Genomic DNA, 17,633 nt, shown 5'->3' on the forward strand with positions numbered 1-17,633 from the left:
CTTATCCGTGCAGCGTGTCCAACCATTGGGCGCGGGTGATGCGGTACAAAACGTGGGGGCGCAGCGGGTCATCGGCTGCGACCTTGGGGTGTTCAAAATCTGCCTGGGGATCGTAATGCATACCGATGGCCTGCATGACTTTTTGTGATGGCAGATTGGCTTGAGTGGTGAAGGCGACAATTTCGTCCAACTGCAAACGGTCGAAACCACAGCGCAGCGCGGTCCAGGCCGCCTCGCTGGCATAACCCAGGCCCCAATGCTCACGGGCCAGGCGCCAGCAGATTTCCACCGCCGGGGTAAAGCCCGCTTCGAAGCTGACGTTCTGCAACCCGGTCAGGCCGATGAACTCACCTGTGTCCTTGCGTTGCAGGGCCCACTGGCCAAAACCGTATTCGGCGAAGTGGCCGCGAATCCGGCCGATCAGGGCGGCGCTTTCCAGGTGGCTCAATCTGGCCGGGAAATAGCGCATCACCTGCGGGTCGGCACACATGCGCGCAAATTCCGTCAGGTCGGCATCGCGCCATTGGCGCATGACCAGGCGCGCGCTTTCCAATTGCAATATCTCCTCCATGGGTCCCCTCCCCTTGCCATGTGCGTGAGTGTACAGCGCTGTTAAGATCCTTCGCAGATCCCCGTCAGAAAATCCCATGCCTTTGCCATTGATCTACCACGATGACTACAGCCCTGAGTTCCCGGCAGACCACCGGTTCCCCATGGACAAGTTCCGCCTGCTGCGTGACCACCTGGTGGCCAGCGGCCTGACCGAAGACAGCCAATTGCTGCGCCCGTCGCTGTGCCCACCGGAGATTCTGGCCCTCGCCCATGAACCTGGGTATATCGAACGCTACATGAGCGGCGAGTTGTCCCGCGAGGACCAACGGCGTCTTGGCCTGCCCTGGAGCGAAGCCCTGGCCCGGCGCACCGTGCGCGCGGTCGGCGGCTCGATCCTGGCGGCGGAGCAGGCGCTTGAGCATGGCCTGGCCTGCCACCTGGCGGGCGGTACCCACCACGCCCACTACGACTACCCGGCGGGCTTTTGCATCTTCAATGACTTGGCGGTGATCAGCCATTACCTGCTGGCCAGCGGCCGGGTCAACCGCGTGCTGATCTTCGACTGCGACGTGCACCAGGGCGACGGCACCGCGCGCATCCTCCACGACACGCCGGAGGCGATCACCGTGTCCCTGCACTGCGAAAAGAACTTCCCTGCGCGCAAAGCCCAGAGCGATTGGGACATCCCGCTGCCCATGGGCATGGGCGATGCCGACTACCTCACGGTGGTGGACGACGCCCTCAACTACCTGCTGCCGCTCTACCAGCCGGACCTGGTGCTGTACGACGCCGGCGTCGATGTGCACAAGGATGACGCCCTCGGTTACCTCAAGCTGACAGACGCAGGCGTGGCCGCCCGCGATGAAAGCGTGATGCGCCATTGCCTGGGCCGCGACATCCCGGTGATGGGCGTGATCGGTGGCGGCTACAGCAAGGATCGCCCCGCCCTGGCCCGCCGCCACGGCATCCTGCACCACAGCGCGCAGCGGGTGTGGACGTCATCAGGGTGTCATTGAAGTGTGGGCGTTACCCACAATGCCTGTGGAACGGCCTGTGGATAACTTGAGCGTAAGCGTCTAAGAGCCCGTAGCTGTCTAGCCTGTAGGAAGCTGTACATTTTTTGATCAGGCAACGCCGCGCGCCTCGGGTAGAATGCCCGGCTTATTTCCGCGATCGTAGCCCTGCCCATGTCCGACATTTCCTCTCGACACGTCACCATCATCGGCGGCGGCCCTGCCGGGCTGATGGCCGCCGAAGTCTTGAGCCTGGCCGGGGTGCGGGTAGACCTGTACGACGGCATGCCGTCGGTGGGGCGCAAATTCCTGCTGGCCGGCGTGGGCGGCATGAACATCACCCACTCCGAAGCGTACCCCGCGTTCCTGTCGCGCTACGCCGAGCGAGCCCCGCAAATAGCACCGTGGCTGCGTGAGTTTGGTGCCGAAGCGTTGTGCGAATGGATTCATGGCCTGGGCATCCAGACCTTTATCGGCACTTCCGGCCGGGTGTTTCCCACGGATATGAAAGCCGCCCCACTGCTGCGTGCCTGGCTCAAGCGCCTGCGCGACCAGGGTGTGGTTATCCACACCCGGCACCGTTGGGTGGGCTGGAATGCCGAGGGTGATTTACTTATCCACAGCCCGGAAGGCGAAAAAGTTGTCCACAGCGATGCCGTGCTCTTGGCCTTGGGCGGCGGCAGTTGGTCGCGCCTGGGTTCCGACGGCGCCTGGCTTAAGCTGCTGGAAGACAAAGGCGTGCCCTATGTCCGCTTGCAACCGAGCAACTGTGGTTTCGAAGTGTCGGCCTGGAGCGACTTGATGGTCAGCAAATTCGCCGGCGCACCGCTGAAAAACGTCGCCATTGGGCTGGGGGATGACAAGCCGCGACTCGGCGAATGCGTGATCACCGCCACCGGTATCGAGGGCAGTTTGATCTACGCGCTGTCGGCGCCGATTCGTGAGGCGATCAACCGTAATGGCTCGGCGACGGTGCATATCGATTTGCTGCCGAGCAAGCCATTGGACAAGGTCCAGGCCGCCTTGACCAAGCCGCGAGGTTCGCGCTCGATGAGCAAGCATTTGCACAGCCAATTGGGTTTGGATGGGGTCAAGGCGGCGCTGTTGCGCGAGTTGGCACCCGCCGAACACTTCAATGACCCGGCGCAATTGGCGGTGGCTATCAAGGCGTTGCCGCTGACAGTGGTGAAGACACGACCGATGGATGAAGCCATCAGCACCGCAGGCGGCGTGCCGTTTGAGGCGTTGGATGAGCGGCTGATGCTCAAGCAATTGCCGGGGGTGTTTTGTGCGGGGGAGATGCTCGACTGGGAAGCGCCCACCGGGGGGTATTTGCTGACGGGGTGTTTTGCCAGTGGCAGAGCGGCTGGGCGGGGGATGTTGGAGTGGCTCAACCGCTGAGATCTGCGGTGAATTCAAAGCCGCCATCGGGGGCAAGCCCCCGATGAGGCCCTTGGCAGCACCTCAAAACTTACTTCTTCTTACGCGGCCCGGTATTAAACACCGGCACCTTACGCACCGGCTTGATCGAAGGCTCCACCGGCGCCACGTCACCACTGTCCACCCACTTGCCGAGGTTGCGCTTGCCACCGCCACCACCGGACGCCTTGGGCTTCTTCGGTTTTTTCGGCTTCTTCACCACCTGACCGCTGGCATCGGTATCCGGCACGCGGTGTTCCGGCTCGAAGTCCTGTTCCATCTTGCGGGTCAAGGTCTGGCGGGTCAGCATCTCGATGGCCGACAGCATGTTGACTTCATCGGCGCACACCAGGGAAATCGCCTCACCGGTGTTGCCCGCGCGACCGGTACGGCCGATGCGGTGGATGTAGTCTTCGGCCACGATCGGCAGGTCGAAGTTGACCACCAGCGGCAGGTCTTCGATATCCAGGCCACGGGCCGCTACGTCGGTGGCGACCAGGATCTGCACTTCGCTCGATTTGAAACGGTCCAGCGCACGCTGGCGTGTGGCTTGTGGCTTGTCGCCATGGATGCCGTCGGCGTTGATGCCCAGGCCCTGCAACTTATCCACCAGCGCATCCACGCCGTTACGGGTCTTGGCAAACACCAGCACCTGCTTCCAGCGGCCTTTGCGCATCAGGTGCACAAACAGCTCCGCCTTGCGCTTCTTGTCCACCGGCACTATCCATTGCTTGACGGTGTTGGCGGCGACGTTACGCGGGCTGACTTCGATGCTCAGCGGGTCGTTGAGCATCTGCCCGGCCAGCAGGCGAATGTCATCGGAGAAGGTCGCGGAGAACAGTAACGTCTGGCGCTTTTTCGGCAGCATGCGGTAGATGTTCGCCAGTTCTTCGGAGAAGCCCAGGTCGAGCATGCGGTCGGCTTCGTCCAGCACCAGGGTTTGCAGCTGGTTGAGTTTCAGCGCGTTCTGGCGGAACAGGTCGATCAGGCGGCCCGGCGTGGCGACCAGGATGTCGACGCCCTTGCGCAACTTCATCATCTGCGGGTTGATGCTCACGCCGCCGTACACCGCGTAGGTGGTGAGCGGCAGGTGCTGGGCGTATTCGGCAACGCTGGCGTGAACCTGCTCGGCCAGCTCACGGGTCGGGCACAGGATCAGCGCGCGCGCCGAGTTGGCGGCGACTTTCGGCCCTTCCAGGGTCAGCAGTTGCAGCAGCGGCACGGCGAAACCGGCGGTCTTGCCGGTGCCGGTCTGGGCCGCGGCCATCAGGTCGCGACCGGCGAGCACCGCCGGAATGGCTTGCGCCTGCACCGGCGTCGGGGTCTGGTAGCCGAGCGTCTCAAGGGCGCGCAGCAAGGGTTCGATCAGGCCAAGTGTGGCGAAAGTCATGTAGTTACCGTAGGAAAAATTCAGCGCAAGGGCGTAATGCGCGGCAGTTTACCTTATTTCCGGCTTGGGCTTTCGCCACTGGGGCAGGCTGATCAACAGCACGGCGCTGATAATCACCAGCATGGCCAGGGCCTCTTCCAGACCGATGGTCTCGCCGATGAACACAATCCCCAGCAAGACTGCGACGGCGGGGTTGACGTAGGCATAGCTGGTCGCAGCTGCCGGGCGTACGTGCTTGAGCAGGTACATATAGGCGTTGAAGGCGATGATCGAGCCGAACACCGTCAGGTAGGCCAGCGCCAGCCAACCCTCCAGCGGCGGCATGGCCTGCAGGTGCTCACCGGAAAGCGCGCTGCCGATCAACAATGTCACGCCCGCCACCAGCATTTCCGCAGCGCTGGCCATCGCGCCCTGGGGCAGCGGCAACTGCCGACTCCACACGGACCCGAATGCCCACGATGCCGCCGCGAACAACAACAAGGCGGCGCCCACCGGGCTCGATTGCAGGGTGCTGCCCATGTTGAGCATGGCGATGCCCACAATCCCCAGGATCACCCCGGCCCATTCCAGCCGCGTATTTCGCGCCCCCCAGAAAAACCCGCACAGCAAGGTGAACAGCGGCACGGTCGCCACCGCCAGGGCAGCCACGCCGGACGACACGCCCGCATGTTCGGCCAACGTGACGCCGCCATTACCGAAGGTGAGCAGCAAAATGCCGATCATCCCGGCGGCCTTCCATTGTGGCCACGTCGGCGCTGGCACCCCGCGCCATCTGAGGTAGCCATACATCAGCGCACCCGCTGTGCAGAATCGAATCCCCGCCAGCAGCAACGGCGGCCAGTAGTCCACGCCGATGCGAATCACCAGGTAGGTGGAACCCCAGATCACATACAGTGCAAAAAAGGCGGCGATCAACGGTAAGGGAAAGCGACGTGTGCCAGGCATTGGGCGGCTCGAAGGCAGAGATAAGAGAGGCTTATTCTAAAAAGACAGGCCGTTAAACATAAGTTACAAAACCTGTTTAAACCGCCAGTACACTTTCCAAAGCATGGTTATGAAGGCTATAAATCGTGTTTTCGAAAGCCATCCCCGACTAGAGCCTTATCATGGACAAATACGACCGCATGCTCCTCAGCGCCCTGCTCGAAGACGGCCGCGCCTCCTACGCGCAACTGGCCCGCACGGTAAACCTCTCCGCCCCCGCCGTGGCCGAACGGGTGGCCAAGCTGGAAGCCAGCGGGGTGATCACTGGGTACCAGGCCAAGGTGGATCTATCGAAAGTGGGCCTGCCGATTCAGTGCGTGATCGAACTGCGGTTGACCAACCACGGCAACCAGAAGGTGTATGACGCATTGGCCGAAATCCCGGAACTGACCGAATGCCACCGGGTGACGGGCGATCCGTGCGTGATCATGCAAGCAGCGGTGGGCTCGATGCCGGAGTTGGAGAACTTGATCAATCGGCTGGCGAAGTTCGGGTTCAGCAAGACCTCGATTATTTTGTCGAGCGCGATCGAGCGACGGGTGCCGTTGGGGCAGTTGGAGGGCAAAAATGATGGATAAGCACAGCAAGGTCTTCAGCCTCAGCCACCCGATCACCCCGCGTATTCCGCTGTGGCCGGGGGACCCGCCGGTGACGTTTGAAGACGTCGCGTCACGGGATAAGGACGGCTATTTCCTAAGGCGTTTCAGCATGGGCGAACACAGCGCCACGCACATGAATGCGCCGAACAGTTTTTATGCCGACGGGATGGGGATTGATGGTTATCAACCCGAAGACTTGGTGCGACCCGCTGTAGTGATCGATGTGCACGGTAAAACCCAGAGCAATCCAGATTACGAAATCAGCCCACTGGATATTGAAGCGTGGGAACGTCAGCACGGGCTTATCGAACCTGGCTCGGTGGTGCTGATGTACACCGGCTGGCAACACCTCTGGAACGACCCGATAGCGTTTTTTGGGCAGGACGCGCAAGGCTCACACTTCCCTGGGATTGGTGAAGCGGCGATTCGGTTTTTACTCGAACAGCGCCAGATTGCCGGGGTTGGCATTGATACCCACGGGGTCGATCCAGGGCAAAGCACCGCCTTCGCGACAAACCATGCCGTGTTGGCGGGAAACGGGATTGTGCTGGAATGCCTGACCCACCTCGACCGGCTTCCGGCCAAGGGCGCCACGTTAGTGATAGGTGTACTGGGACTGGAAGGCGGTTCGGGATCACCAGCCTCGGTGATGGCGTTTATTCCCTGACTTGCAGGTAGGCCCTACCGACGCCATCGCAGGCAAGCCAGCTCCCACACTAGACCGCATACAGTCCGGGCAACTCGTCACCTGTGGCGAGCGGGCTTCCCCGCGACGACGTCGGTTGCTTCAACACAGCTGTGAGCGTTGAACAATCAAATCGACCACTTGCTCAATGGTGGTGATGTGATCCCAATCTTCCTGGGTCGCTTGCAAGTTGAATTGCCACTTGATCTGCATGACAAAGCAGGTCAAATCATCATCAATAATCTTGAAGTCATGGATGAAGTCCGTTTGCTCCGTGACCTGACTTCGGTCGATGAAACCGATGATATCGACGAATAGCTGAATCACCTTTTCGCTGATCTCGGCTCTAGTCGGGCTACCTTCCATTTCTTGCCTCATAGGCACACTTACCAATACTGATTAGATCAAAGACAGCCAACCCCGCAGCAACGAAAGGAATGCCTCGTCCAATAATGCCAAATACCCGGACGGTGCCAAACGTTGCTTTCGCCATTCTGGCCACCGTGGGTTGCCTGATCAATGTACGAGGGAAAAAGCGCATTCCAATGAGACTCGCCAGGTTCGTCGTTTTGCTGGAGCCAACATGAACCCAAGTGCCCACGGCAATTTTGCTTATAGGTATGCCCGCGGCGCCAGTGAGAACCGTTGCGGCCGTCAAGCCATAGTGTTGCTGTGTACATTTCCAGAGTTCGTCAAACGTGGTGTTCGGCACCGAGGAGTCAGCATGAACGGGCTTGAGTAACTGGTAACTGGCGCCATGGGTCCAGCCTGGCGAATTAGGTAAAACCATGACTGCCGGGCAACTTGTCATCGTGTTTCCTAAATGAAACGCCATGCTTGAAGTTGAGCCGAAATCAATTCCATTGCGTTGGAGCTCAAACTGGCTGTGCATGATTGCTGTGTGAAGATCGATTTCCTGCATGACGTAATCCTTTTACGTAAATGACAGGCGGGATGTTAGGTGGCCGCGCAAGGCGATAGGCGGCAGAAGGGAAAATCCAGAAAGGTCCGACGAGCCAGTAGGGCTAAGCCTACTGGCTATTCAGAAAGCAGCTAAAAGCTCCCCAAAAAGAGCTGTTGTTTCATGGCCAGCAAAACCGATCCTTTTCAGTTGCAGGACGTTTCCTAGAGAATCCAACGGCCTTGTTTCCGTCGGCTCAGGTAGCCAGTCTCGCTCCGCCATCGAATGTTCGGTGACCTGAGGGGGCTTGCCCCCGATGATGCCAGTTGCCGCACTGCCGAGGGACCCGCTTGTTCTCTCCCTTGGGATTTGGAATGTTCAGGGGAAGACTGGCACTTTACCGAATCAAAAAGTCTATTCAGGATTTCCTCCAGTAACTACGCTGGGGGGTTGGTCAACAGGTAGACTAGGGCTTTAGGCGCCGGTCTGGAGATCTCATGGGCACGCAGAAAAATATGGCGAGTGCCGGAATAAATTCGCTTCGGCTTTCGCGGTTGCGGCTACGTGATTTCCGCTGCTTCGAAACAATGGATATAGACTTCCATCCGCAGTTGACCGTGCTGGTTGCGGCCAACGGTACGGGTAAGACGTCCATCCTGGACGCCATCGCTGTCGCCTTCGGCCCCTACGTGGGAGCGTTCGATGAGGCGGTAGGCAAACACCTTGAACCCAGCGATATCCGCCAGTTTCGTGCCAGGCGAACCACAACCAACGAAATGGAATACGCGCCCCAAGGGGCTCGGATCGAGGCGACAGGGGTCATTCCTGGAAGCTTGATGGATCAGTTGTCCGATGATCTATCGACCATTTGGCGCCGTCATTTATCAAGCACGACCAAGACCAAGACCTCGATCAAGGATGCCAAGGAGCTGGTGAGCTACGGCAAGCGCATGCAGGAAGCGGCGCGCACTCCGGGCACCGAAGTTGTTCTGCCACTCATCGCGTACTACGGTACGGGGCGACTGTGGCAGCAGAAGAAACTGACAGACGCAAAGAACATTCAACGCACCTCCAGAACCGTGGGCTATACCGATTGCCTGGATCCGGCCTCTAGCTATAAATCGTTTGTGCAGTGGTTTCGCTACTGGAGCCTGAATGCCAAGGAGGCCCAACTCAAAGCTCTTGAAGCTGGGACCAGCATTGCCAAAACTGAATTCGACGACTACATCCAGTCAGTTAGTCGCGCGGTGAATGCGTGTATCCAACCAGCAGGTTGGAGCGGCATTCAATATTCGTTCACTCGTGACGCATTGGTCGCTCGCCATGAGCAATTTGGAGAGTTGCCGGTCGAGTGGCTTAGCGACGGCATTCGCAACATGATTGGCATGGTTGCCGATATCGCGTTCCGTGCGACCAAGCTCAACGGGCACCTTGGTGCACAGGCAGCTCAAGAGACTCCCGGCGTGTTGCTGATAGACGAAGTCGACATGCATCTGCATCCGGAATGGCAGCAAGTGGTGCTGCTCAACCTGACCGAAGCATTTCCGGCCATGCAGCTTATCGTTACTACCCACAGTCCTCAGGTGTTGAGCACCGTATCCTCGGACAGCGTCCGAATCTTGCGTACCGAAATCGATCCTGAGACCTCTAGTCGAATTACCAGCGTCAGCGAGCCACAGTGGCAGACCCGAGGGGTTGCCAGTTCCGACCTGCTCGCTCGTATCATGGGTGTGGACCCCGTTCCTGATGTGCCTGAGGCATCATGGGTTTCTGACTATCAGGCACTGATTCAGCAAAATCTCCACGAGCAGACTGCCGGACTCGCGTTGAGAACAAAGCTGGAGTCTCATTTCGGCGCTGACCATCCAGTTATTCGCGAATGTGAGCGGCAAATTCGATTGCAGGTCATTAAGCAGCGTCTTCCGCGCGACCTCGGCAACCGGGAGTATTGAGATGCGTCGTCTACGTCGGCAGGATGAACCTCCCTCGGAGCTGAAGCGTTACCGACACGGCCGAGACAGATGGACTCGCACATGCCCAACGCAAGAGGAACGCGACGGTATTTGGGCATCTTTAGAGCTCATGCAAGGTCCACGGTGCGCCTACTGTGAAGGACCGATCAGCCCAGGAAACCGTCATATTGAGCACTTCCGCCAACGGGATCGGTATCCGCAAGGTACTTATGACTGGAACAATCTGTTCGGCTCATGCGAGCGCGCCGGCACCTGCGGGAAGGCCAAAGACCGATGTGGAATCTACCCACCGGACGTTCTGATTAAACCGGATATAGAAGACCCCGATGCTTTTCTAGTATTCACACCCGGTGGAACGGTGGAACCACGGGCAGGCTTGAGCGCACGCGATCATCTTCGTGCACGCGAGACAATCCGTATTCTCGGTCTGGACGGCGCGCTGAATGAAATTCGGCGCGCGGAACTTAGCGGCTACCTCCAGACCATGGATTATTTTGTTGAAATCGCCGAAGCATTTCCCGAAGACGAGGAATGGATACAGGAGTTACAGCAGGAGGTGAGTAACGCTGCACACTTACCGTACGCGACGGCGATCAGACATGTTCTTACTCGACAGAGTGAATAATGGAAAAGACTGTGCCGAAGGGTCTGACGGAGCGATAAGACTCAACCTACTGACTACTCCGAGAATTTGTAAAACCCCTCTCAAAGGTCTGACTTTTAAGTGGCCAGCAAGACCGGTCCCTTTCATTTGCGGGACGTTTCCGAGAGAATCCCACGGCCTTGTTTCCGTCGGATCAGGTAGCTAGTCTCGCCCAGTCATCGAATGTTCGATGACCGGACGTGCAAGTCCGATCAGTGGAAAATGCGCAAAAGCCTTACCGTCCTATGCCAGCTTTTCAGGCATTGGCATGCTATGGCAGTTGTGCGCGGGAGGCCATTCGGCCTGCTGGGTTTTCCGCCCCGGTCTTGCACACCCGCGTACTGCTGCCACCCTAATTCGTGTGCAAGCGAACGGTTGCAGCTTCAAACCTAGCGGAAGGATTTACAACATGGTCAAAGTCACCCCCGATCCACCCAGTTTCCTCAGCGAAGACGCCCTGCTCAATCGCCGAGCCATCGACTACTACCTCAAAGCCTGCGCCCCGGATGCACCCACCTTCATCCTGAATGACAACCTGAGCCTCGAAGACGCCCTCGCCCATGCGGCGGATTTGCTGCATTGCGCGGTGGGCACTGCGCACGCGTCGGGTGAGGGGATGGATGTGCAGCAGCGGGCGGCGATGCATTTGGTGGAGATGGCGAAGGGGGGGGGGGTGGATCGGGCTTTGGAGTGTGTGCAGCCTCGATGAACGACAGATAACCAATGTGGGAGGGGCGGTGCGACGATTCGACTTGCCCCCGATAGCTGAGTGTCAGTCACCAGATGTACTGGCTGACACACTGCTATCGGGAGCAAGCCCCCTCCCACATTTTTTTGAACGGCGTTGTTCTATCAGAACCCGCGATGTTTCTTCAGATGCTCATTGATCTTCGCCGCCGGCACTTTCTGCAGGGTGCACAGCAGGTCGTGGGACAGTTCGCGCAAGCCATGGGTACGCCGCAGTTCCTGGGCCAGGTGCGCCGTGAGGTTGGCGGCCATTTCTGCATCCGCCAGCGCGCGGTGGGCCTGGCCGGTGTGGGGCAGTTTCGCGTAGGCGTTGAGGGTGCCGAGCTTGTGGTTGGGCGCAGCCGGCATCAGGCGGCGGGCCAGCAGCAGGGAGCAGGCGAATTTTTGCAGGCGGGTGCGGCGGATCAAGCCCAGTTCGAAATCCCAGAACTTCTGGTCGAACGCGGCGTTGTGCGCCATCAGCGGCGTGGTGCCGACGAATTCGTTGACTTCGTTCATCACCCGCTCGGCCGGCGGGGCGCTGCGCAGCATGGCGTTGCTGATGCCGGTGAGTTGCTCGATAAAACCGGGCACGCGCACACCGGCGTTCATCAGGCTCTGGTAGCGGTCCACGATCTGGCCGCGTTCGAGGATAACCACCGCGATTTCCGTGGCCCGGCAGTGGCTGCTCGGGGTGATGCCGGTGGTTTCAAAGTCGATGACCGCTATACGTTCCAAACCTGTTCCAACTCCGTCTAACCCTTTATTTATTAAGCCGCCGTGCTTATTTGAGCAGCAACGCGCCTTCGATCGGCACGTAGCGGCTGGCGGCACGTATCAATGAGTTGGCCGTCAGCCCCGGTACACCGTAGGCCACGGCGTCGACGCCGTGCTTGTGGATGATGCGGTCGAGCAGCATGTCGAAATCGCCGTCACCCGAGGCCAGCACAATTTCGTCGACGTGGTCGGCGGCGTCCATGATGTCGATGGTGATGCCCACATCCCAGTCGCCCTTGGCCGAGCCGTCGCTGCGCTGGATATACGGCTTGAGTTTTACCGTGAACCCCAGGTTGCGCAGGATCTGCTGGAACTGCTGCTGCTTGCTGTCACCGCGGTCGATGGCATACGCATAGGCCTCGACGATCTGCCCACGCGAGCTGATATCAGCCCACAGGGCGGCGTAGTTGAAATGGCAGCCATAGGCCTGGCGGACGGTGTAGTAGAGGTTTTGTACATCGGCGAACACTGCAATTTTCTTCACCGCACTTCCCCATGACAGCCAGGCGCCAGGGCCCGGAAAGGGTGCCAGTATGCCAGCCGCGAGAAGGTTGCCGGGAAAAATCAGACCGGGGCGGCTCAGCGCCCCGGGCCGGGAGGGTCAGACGAAGGAATCGTCGTCGCCGAAGGAAGAGGAATCGTCGGAATAGTCGCTGTCGGCAAAGCTGTCCGAGGCATTGTCGCTGCCCCAGCTGTCATTGCCGGCGAACTTCTGGTCGTCGTTGCCCCAGTTGCCGTTGTCACTGGCGGGCGCCGGCTCTTCACGGATGATCTCTTCCACCACCTGCGGCTGTTGCGAGTTGTGGTTGAACAGGCTGCTGATGCCTTCGGCCAGCAACACACCGCCGGCCACGCCGGCGGCGGTTTTCATCGCTCCACCCAAGAACCCGCTGCCAATGGGGGCGGCGGCCGGTTGCTGCGGCTGTTGATAGTTCTGTTGCGGCGCTGGCTGGCCAAAGGACGGCCGCGCCGGTTCACGCCAGCCACCGCCCGACGATGCCGGAGCGCTCTGGGCCGGTTGCGGGTCACGGGAACCGCCGCCAAAGATGCTCGACAGGAAACCACCGCTGCTCGCCGGGGCCGGTTGCGCCGACTTGGCCCGCTGCAACTCATCCTGCAATTGCTGGATCTGCTGCGCCTGTTGCTTGTTCTGCGCGTCGAGACTCTTGAGCGCGTGTTCCTGAACAAGGATCGACTGGGTCATGTAGTACCCGGCGGCCGGTTGGCGAGTCATATGCTCCTTGATCCGCGCTTCGGCCTGGGCGTCGCGGGGGGCTGAGTCCGTTTCGGCTTGCTGCAACCGTGAAAACAGTCCATCGATCAGGGTTTGCTCTTCGCTGTTCATGGCGACCTCGTTAGATTGCCGGTAGAAATCGTGGCCTTGCCTGTGATCAGGCCAGGTGCTTCACCGTTATGGGGGTGTTACGAGTTGTTTCAATGGTCTTTACTCAAGGTTTACATTTGCTTACCGCTGGCCATGATCGGTTAAAGTGTTGCCCTTGCTTTCAGGCCTGCGATGAACCCGATGAATCCGTTAGACGTATTGCGCGACTCCTTCCGTTTTACCCGAGGCAACCTGGGCGCAATCGTCCAACTGTGCCTGCCATTGGTGATCCTCGAAGCCCTGCTGCAACAGTTGCTCGACCACACGCTCGGCGCGGATGCGTTCCCCGGCTACAGCGTGGTGGTGGGTTTGCTGGTGTACCCGCTGTACACCGGTGCCTTGATCCTGTTTCTCGACGCGCGCACCCGTGGCGAGTCGCCGCGCACCAAGGACATCTGGGCCATGGCCCTGACCCTGTGGCCCCGCTTCGCCCTGCTGACCGCCATGAGTACCCTCCTGATTCTGCTGGGCCTGTCGCTGTATTTCCTGCCGGGCCTGTGGCTGATGGTGGTGTTGGCGTTCGCCGAGTACCTGCTGGTATTGCGCGGCATGCCGGCGCTGGAGGCGATGAAGGAGAGTTTGCGCCTGACCCGTGGGCATTTCTGGCGAATCCTGGTGTGCCTGCTGTGTGTCATGACGCCCCTGTGGCTGCTCAAGGGCGCCAGCGTCGCGGCCTATCCCAACCCAGCGCCGTTGCTGGGGCTGTTGATGGACAGCGCCCACAGCTTCCTGCAACTGTTCACCAGCGTGGTGCTGTTCCGTTTATTCATGCTGATCGGTGGCGATGCCGACGCGCGGTGATATGCTCCACGCCACTCCTGAAACGCCATAAGCCGAGCCGATGACCCGTTTATTGCGCATCACCCTGCTGGGCCTGCTGATCGTCGCAGGCCTGCTGACGGCCCTGATCTACAGCCTGACCTGGCGCCCCGCCGCCAAGGAAACCCTGCCCGTCAGCTGCGTCGCGCCCCGAGCGCCAACCCTGTTGCCCGGGCAGGCGCTCAAGGTCATGACCTGGAACGTGCAATACCTGGCCGGCAAGAACTACGTGTTCTGGTACGACACCGCCGACGGCAGCGGCCCGGACGACCGCCCTACCGTAGAGGACATGGCCGCCAGCCTCGACGAAGTGGCGCGGGTGGTTCGCGACGAACAACCCGACATCCTGCTGTTGCAGGAACTCGACGAAAACGCCAAGCCTTCCCACTATCAGGACCAGCTGGCGCTTTTGCAGGAGCGCCTGGTCGACCTCTACCCGTGCAGCGCCCAGGCCTTCGACTGGAAAGCCGACTTCGTGCCCGACCGGCATATCTTCGGCAGCGTCGGCCGCAAGCTGGCGACCCTGAGCCGCTACCAGATCGAACACGCCGAGCGCCTGCAATTGCCGGCGCCGGACGCCAACATCCTCAGCCGCCAGTTCCAACCCAAGCCGGCCTTGCTGCTGACCTACCTGCCCCTGAGCGATGGCGGCCAACTGGCGGTGCTCAACACCCGCCTGGATGGCGACGCGCCGGGGCGCAGTGCGGTGCAGGAGCAGGTCATCAGCACGGTCAAGCTGTTGGATAAATTCGAAGGCCGTGGCACGCCCTGGCTGATCGGCGGGGATTTCAACCTGCTGCCCCTGGGGCAATTCCTGCGTTTGGAGGCGGGCAAGCGCGGGCAGTATTCGCCGGACAGTGAGCTGCATTTACTGTGGGACAAGTACCCGATGATCCCGAGCAACAGCCAATCCAGCGGGATTGATCGTGAGAAATGGCTGACGTATTTCCCCAATGACCCGAGCCTCGATGGTCCGGATCGCACCGTCGACTACCTGTTCTACAGCCCGCGAATCAAGCGGGTGGAGGCGAAGGTGAGGCAGGAGGATACGTTGCGTATTTCCAACCATCTGCCGGTGATTGCACGGTTCCTGCTGCCCGCGGCGCAATAACCCACACAACAGGATTAATGTGGGAGGGGCGGTGCGACGATTCGACTTGCTCCCGATGGCGGTGTGTCAGTCAGCTCATCTGTAATGGATCCACCGCCATCGGGAGCAAGCCCCCTCCCACATTTGGATCTTTGGCGTTACGACTTCCGGGGTTTGATCCGCGCGGTCGGCTCGGCTATCAGCGGATCATCCGGCCAGTAATGCTTGGGATACCTGCCCTTCAGATCCTTCTTCACTTCGGCGTAGGTACTGCGCCAGAAGTTCGCCAAATCCTGGGTCACCTGCACCGGCCGCCGTGCCGGGGACAACAGGTGTAACTTCACCACCTGGCGCCCGCCGGCAATGCGCGGGGTGTCGGCCAGGCCGAACAGTTCCTGCAAGCGCACCGCCAGGATCGGTGGCTGTTCGCTGTAGTCCAACCGCACCGATGAACCCGATGGCACCTTCACATGCTGCGGCGCCAGTTCGTCCAGGCGCTGGGGCAGCGGCCAGGGCAACAGGTTGTGCAGGTAGCTGGAAATATCCAGGTTGGCGAAGTGACTCAGGCGCGAGACTTTGCCCAGGTAGGGCATCAGCCAGTGCTCCAGGCCGGCGAGCAAGGCGCTGTCGCTGACATCGGGCCATTCGCTGCTTTTGCCGGCGTCCAACTGGCGCAGCAGCAGGACGCGGGATTGCCATTGGCGCAGTTCAGGGGTCCAGGGCAGCAACTCCAGACCTTTGCGCCGCACCAGGTTGACCAGCGCCTGGCTGCGTGCGGATTCGTCGAGACCGGTGAGCGGTTCGCGGCTGAGCACCAGCTCGCCGACTTTGCGCTGGCGTTCGGCGCGCAGCACGCCTTCGCGTTCGTCCCAGTCCAGTTGATCGACGTTGCGCACTTGCTCGGCGAGGACCGTGTCGAACAGCGTCGGGTCAAAATCTGCCGCGAGGTAGATGCGTTCTTCGCGCTGGCCCTGGCGGCTGCCGAGGTCGGCGATCACCAGCCAAGGTTGTTTCATCAGGCTGTCGGCCTCGGCGAACAGCGCGGCGCGGCCGTTGGCCAAACGGTATTCGGCACCACCGGGGCGGCGTTGCTGGGCGACACGGTCCGGGTAGGCCAGCGCCAGCAACGCACCGAGCCAGCGCGGGTGGTCGGGGTCGGCCACCGGCCGGGTCGCCTGGCCTCTCAAATAGCCACGGTATTGCCGCGCCAGTTGCTTGGCGCGTTGCACGCCGCCTTGAGTACCGCGTGCACGCTCTTCACCGGACATCAGCGCCAGGCGGCTGTGCAAATCCGCGCCGCCACCACGCAAAATATCGCGCTCACCCAACAGTGCCGCGACATCACAGGCCGTGGCCGCCAGCCCAAGGTCTTGCCCGCGCAGCAACAAATGGGCGATGCGTGGATGGGCCGGAAGCTCGGCCATCTTCTGGCCATGTGCCGTGAGTTTTTCGTCATTCAAGGCCCCGAGGCGTACCAGCAAATCCTGGGCCTGGGCATAGGCGGCGGTGGGTGGCACATCGAGCCAGACGAGCTGTGGGGGCGTGACGCCCCAGCGCGCCAGTTGCAAGGCCAAACCGGCGAGGTCTGCGGCGAGGATTTCCGCACTGCCGTATGCGGCCAGCCCTTCATGCTGGTCTTCGGACCACAACCGATAACACACCCCTGGCTCCAAGCGCCCGGCCCGGCCCGCGCGCTGGGTGGCGCTGGCGCGGGAGATGCGCTGAGTGTCGAGGCGGGTCATGCCGCTGCCGGGGTCGAAACGCGGCACCCGCGCCAACCCGGCATCGATCACCACACGCACGCCGTTGATGGTCAGGCTGGTCTCGGCGATGTTGGTGGCGAGCACCACTTTGCGTTTACCGGCCGGTGCCGGATCGATGGCCGCGCGCTGGGCGTTGAGGTCCAGCTCGCCATGCAGCGGGCAGAGCAACACGTCAGGGCTGTTCCCCAGGGCGTCGGCCAGTTGCTGATTGACCCGGCGAATTTCCGCCTGGCCCGGCAGGAACACCAGCACGCTGCCAGTTTCATCGTGCAGGGCTTCGAGGATGGTTTGCACCACACGCGGCTCGATAAATTCACCGGCCTGGTACGGCCGCCCCCAACGCATCTGCACCGGGAACATGCGCCCCTCGCTGCGCAGGATCGGCGCGTCGTCCATCAGGCTGGCCAGGCGCTCGCCTTCGAGGGTGGCGGACATCAGCAGGATTTTCAGCGGTTGCTCGTCGCGAAACAGGTCGCGGCCGTTCAGGCTCAGGGCCAGTGCCAGGTCGGCGTCGAGGCTGCGCTCGTGGAATTCGTCGAAGATCAGCAGGCCGACACCGTCCAGTGCCGGATCGTCCTGCAAACGACGGGTGAGGATGCCTTCGGTGACCACTTCGATGCGCGTGTTGGGTCCGACCTTGCTGTCGAGACGGATGCGATAGCCGACGGTTTCACCGACTTTCTCCCCCAGTTCGCTGGCCAGGCGTTCCGCGGCGGCGCGGGCGGCCAGGCGCCGGGGTTCGAGCATCAGGATGGTCTGCCCGGCCAGCCAGGGCTCATTCAACAAGGCCAAGGGCACGCGGGTGGTTTTACCGGCGCCGGGCGGCGCTTCCAGCACGGCTTCATGGCGATTCGCCAAGGCGTCACGCAGGGCGGGTAAAACATCATCGATCGGCAACGAATTCATACTGGCTCC

General features: G+C 60.9%; 18 protein-coding genes. 9 read left to right on the forward strand and 9 right to left on the reverse strand.

Annotated elements, in window-relative coordinates:
* Position 1 precedes the first annotated feature (1 nt).
* Entirely contained in the window at positions 2 to 571 is a 570-nt protein-coding gene (locus tag BB029_RS04275) for a GNAT family N-acetyltransferase (protein ID WP_065938334.1), read from the reverse strand.
* A 76-nt stretch (positions 572 to 647) separates the two neighbouring features.
* On the opposite strand from BB029_RS04275, the gene BB029_RS04280 reads away from it, so the two are divergent.
* Both BB029_RS04280 and BB029_RS04285 read left to right on the forward strand, forming a co-directional pair.
* Positions 648 to 1,568 carry a histone deacetylase gene (locus BB029_RS04280; RefSeq protein WP_065938335.1) on the forward strand — a complete coding sequence of 307 codons (921 nt, stop codon included), beginning with the start codon at positions 648 to 650 and terminating at the stop codon, positions 1,566 to 1,568.
* Positions 1,569 to 1,739: 171 nt separating this feature from the next.
* Positions 1,740 to 2,966 carry a TIGR03862 family flavoprotein gene (locus tag BB029_RS04285; RefSeq protein WP_065938336.1) on the forward strand — a complete coding sequence of 409 codons (1,227 nt, stop codon included), beginning with the start codon at positions 1,740 to 1,742 and terminating at the stop codon, positions 2,964 to 2,966.
* A gap of 70 nt (positions 2,967 to 3,036) precedes the next feature.
* Here the strand turns inward: BB029_RS04285 and BB029_RS04290 are convergent, their stop codons facing one another.
* Positions 3,037 to 4,374: a DEAD/DEAH box helicase gene (locus BB029_RS04290; RefSeq protein WP_065938337.1), complete on the reverse strand. Its 1,338-nt coding sequence runs from the start codon at positions 4,372 to 4,374 to the stop codon at positions 3,037 to 3,039.
* 48 nt (positions 4,375 to 4,422) lie between these two features.
* Positions 4,423 to 5,319 (reverse strand): drug/metabolite exporter YedA, encoded by an 897-nt coding sequence (gene yedA, locus BB029_RS04295; RefSeq protein ID WP_065938338.1) that lies wholly within the window; start codon positions 5,317 to 5,319, stop codon positions 4,423 to 4,425.
* A 161-nt stretch (positions 5,320 to 5,480) separates the two neighbouring features.
* Here yedA and BB029_RS04300 point away from each other — a divergent pair, with 161 nt between their 5' ends.
* Both BB029_RS04300 and BB029_RS04305 read left to right on the forward strand, forming a co-directional pair.
* Positions 5,481 to 5,936 (forward strand): Lrp/AsnC family transcriptional regulator, encoded by a 456-nt coding sequence (locus BB029_RS04300; protein ID WP_065938339.1) that lies wholly within the window; start codon positions 5,481 to 5,483, stop codon positions 5,934 to 5,936.
* Entirely contained in the window at positions 5,926 to 6,624 is a 699-nt protein-coding gene (locus BB029_RS04305) for a cyclase family protein (protein ID WP_218188793.1), read from the forward strand. Before BB029_RS04300 ends, BB029_RS04305 begins: the two co-directional genes overlap by 11 nt.
* Positions 6,625 to 6,744: 120 nt before the next feature.
* Here BB029_RS04305 and BB029_RS04310 read toward each other — a convergent pair whose 3' ends face one another.
* Complete coding sequence (locus BB029_RS04310; protein ID WP_065938340.1) at positions 6,745 to 7,008, reverse strand: acyl carrier protein; 264 nt, start codon at positions 7,006 to 7,008, stop codon at positions 6,745 to 6,747.
* Positions 6,998 to 7,564, reverse strand: coding sequence for a hypothetical protein (locus BB029_RS04315; RefSeq protein WP_065938341.1), 567 nt, complete (start codon positions 7,562 to 7,564; stop codon positions 6,998 to 7,000). Before BB029_RS04315 ends, BB029_RS04310 begins: the two co-directional genes overlap by 11 nt.
* Before the next feature lie 476 nt (positions 7,565 to 8,040).
* Between BB029_RS04315 and BB029_RS04320 the strand changes: the two genes are divergently transcribed.
* The 3 genes from BB029_RS04320 to BB029_RS04330 all read left to right on the forward strand — a co-directional run bounded on the left by BB029_RS04320 (position 8,041) and on the right by BB029_RS04330 (position 10,868).
* Positions 8,041 to 9,495 carry an AAA family ATPase gene (locus tag BB029_RS04320; RefSeq protein ID WP_065938342.1) on the forward strand — a complete coding sequence of 485 codons (1,455 nt, stop codon included), beginning with the start codon at positions 8,041 to 8,043 and terminating at the stop codon, positions 9,493 to 9,495.
* 1 nt (position 9,496) lies between these two features.
* Positions 9,497 to 10,141, forward strand: coding sequence for a retron Ec78 anti-phage system effector HNH endonuclease PtuB (gene ptuB / locus BB029_RS04325; protein WP_065938343.1), 645 nt, complete (start codon positions 9,497 to 9,499; stop codon positions 10,139 to 10,141).
* Positions 10,142 to 10,568: 427 nt separating this feature from the next.
* Positions 10,569 to 10,868, forward strand: a complete 300-nt coding sequence (locus BB029_RS04330; RefSeq protein WP_065938344.1) for a DUF3077 domain-containing protein — start codon at positions 10,569 to 10,571, stop codon at positions 10,866 to 10,868.
* 143 nt (positions 10,869 to 11,011) lie between these two features.
* On the opposite strand, the gene BB029_RS04335 is transcribed toward BB029_RS04330, so the two are convergent.
* The 3 genes from BB029_RS04335 to BB029_RS04345 all read right to left on the reverse strand — a co-directional run bounded on the left by BB029_RS04335 (position 11,012) and on the right by BB029_RS04345 (position 13,007).
* Positions 11,012 to 11,623, reverse strand: a complete 612-nt coding sequence (locus tag BB029_RS04335) for a PolC-type DNA polymerase III (RefSeq protein WP_065924992.1) — start codon at positions 11,621 to 11,623, stop codon at positions 11,012 to 11,014.
* A 46-nt stretch (positions 11,624 to 11,669) separates the two neighbouring features.
* Positions 11,670 to 12,146, reverse strand: coding sequence for an NYN domain-containing protein (locus BB029_RS04340; protein WP_065938345.1), 477 nt, complete (start codon positions 12,144 to 12,146; stop codon positions 11,670 to 11,672).
* A 117-nt stretch (positions 12,147 to 12,263) separates the two neighbouring features.
* The gene (locus tag BB029_RS04345) at positions 12,264 to 13,007 is read right to left on the reverse strand and encodes a DUF2076 domain-containing protein (protein ID WP_065938346.1); all 744 of its coding nucleotides are present in this window, start codon (positions 13,005 to 13,007) and stop codon (positions 12,264 to 12,266) included.
* Positions 13,008 to 13,187: 180 nt separating this feature from the next.
* On the opposite strand from BB029_RS04345, the gene BB029_RS04350 reads away from it, so the two are divergent.
* Positions 13,188 to 13,847, forward strand: a complete 660-nt coding sequence (locus BB029_RS04350; RefSeq protein WP_065925008.1) for a YciC family protein — start codon at positions 13,188 to 13,190, stop codon at positions 13,845 to 13,847.
* 40 nt (positions 13,848 to 13,887) lie between these two features.
* Positions 13,888 to 14,976, forward strand: a complete 1,089-nt coding sequence (locus BB029_RS04355) for an endonuclease/exonuclease/phosphatase family protein (protein ID WP_065938347.1) — start codon at positions 13,888 to 13,890, stop codon at positions 14,974 to 14,976.
* A 137-nt stretch (positions 14,977 to 15,113) separates the two neighbouring features.
* Here the strand turns inward: BB029_RS04355 and hrpB are convergent, their stop codons facing one another.
* Positions 15,114 to 17,624 carry an ATP-dependent helicase HrpB gene (gene hrpB, locus BB029_RS04360; RefSeq protein WP_065938348.1) on the reverse strand — a complete coding sequence of 837 codons (2,511 nt, stop codon included), beginning with the start codon at positions 17,622 to 17,624 and terminating at the stop codon, positions 15,114 to 15,116.
* Positions 17,625 to 17,633 lie beyond the last annotated feature (9 nt).

The organism is Pseudomonas sp. S3E12 (genome assembly GCF_001702295.1).
GTDB lineage: Bacteria > Pseudomonadota > Gammaproteobacteria > Pseudomonadales > Pseudomonadaceae > Aquipseudomonas > Aquipseudomonas marginalis.

What these genes read in the sequence shown, in the direction of transcription:
- BB029_RS04330 (WP_065938344.1), top strand. Translation starts at nt 10,569, where the DNA reads ATGGTCAAAGTCACCCCCGATCCACCCAGTTTCCTCAGCGAAGACGCC.
- BB029_RS04350 (WP_065925008.1), top strand. Translation starts at nt 13,188, where the DNA reads ATGAATCCGTTAGACGTATTGCGCGACTCCTTCCGTTTTACCCGAGGC.
- BB029_RS04305 (WP_218188793.1), top strand. Translation starts at nt 5,926, where the DNA reads ATGATGGATAAGCACAGCAAGGTCTTCAGCCTCAGCCACCCGATCACC.
- BB029_RS04320 (WP_065938342.1), top strand. Translation starts at nt 8,041, where the DNA reads ATGGGCACGCAGAAAAATATGGCGAGTGCCGGAATAAATTCGCTTCGG.
- BB029_RS04310 (WP_065938340.1), bottom strand. Translation starts at nt 7,008, where the DNA reads ATGGAAGGTAGCCCGACTAGAGCCGAGATCAGCGAAAAGGTGATTCAG.
- BB029_RS04345 (WP_065938346.1), bottom strand. Translation starts at nt 13,007, where the DNA reads ATGAACAGCGAAGAGCAAACCCTGATCGATGGACTGTTTTCACGGTTG.
- yedA (WP_065938338.1), bottom strand. Translation starts at nt 5,319, where the DNA reads ATGCCTGGCACACGTCGCTTTCCCTTACCGTTGATCGCCGCCTTTTTT.
- BB029_RS04275 (WP_065938334.1), bottom strand. Translation starts at nt 571, where the DNA reads ATGGAGGAGATATTGCAATTGGAAAGCGCGCGCCTGGTCATGCGCCAA.
- BB029_RS04280 (WP_065938335.1), top strand. Translation starts at nt 648, where the DNA reads ATGCCTTTGCCATTGATCTACCACGATGACTACAGCCCTGAGTTCCCG.
- BB029_RS04285 (WP_065938336.1), top strand. Translation starts at nt 1,740, where the DNA reads ATGTCCGACATTTCCTCTCGACACGTCACCATCATCGGCGGCGGCCCT.
- BB029_RS04315 (WP_065938341.1), bottom strand. Translation starts at nt 7,564, where the DNA reads ATGCAGGAAATCGATCTTCACACAGCAATCATGCACAGCCAGTTTGAG.
- hrpB (WP_065938348.1), bottom strand. Translation starts at nt 17,624, where the DNA reads ATGAATTCGTTGCCGATCGATGATGTTTTACCCGCCCTGCGTGACGCC.
- BB029_RS04355 (WP_065938347.1), top strand. Translation starts at nt 13,888, where the DNA reads ATGACCCGTTTATTGCGCATCACCCTGCTGGGCCTGCTGATCGTCGCA.
- BB029_RS04290 (WP_065938337.1), bottom strand. Translation starts at nt 4,374, where the DNA reads ATGACTTTCGCCACACTTGGCCTGATCGAACCCTTGCTGCGCGCCCTT.
- ptuB (WP_065938343.1), top strand. Translation starts at nt 9,497, where the DNA reads ATGCGTCGTCTACGTCGGCAGGATGAACCTCCCTCGGAGCTGAAGCGT.
- BB029_RS04300 (WP_065938339.1), top strand. Translation starts at nt 5,481, where the DNA reads ATGGACAAATACGACCGCATGCTCCTCAGCGCCCTGCTCGAAGACGGC.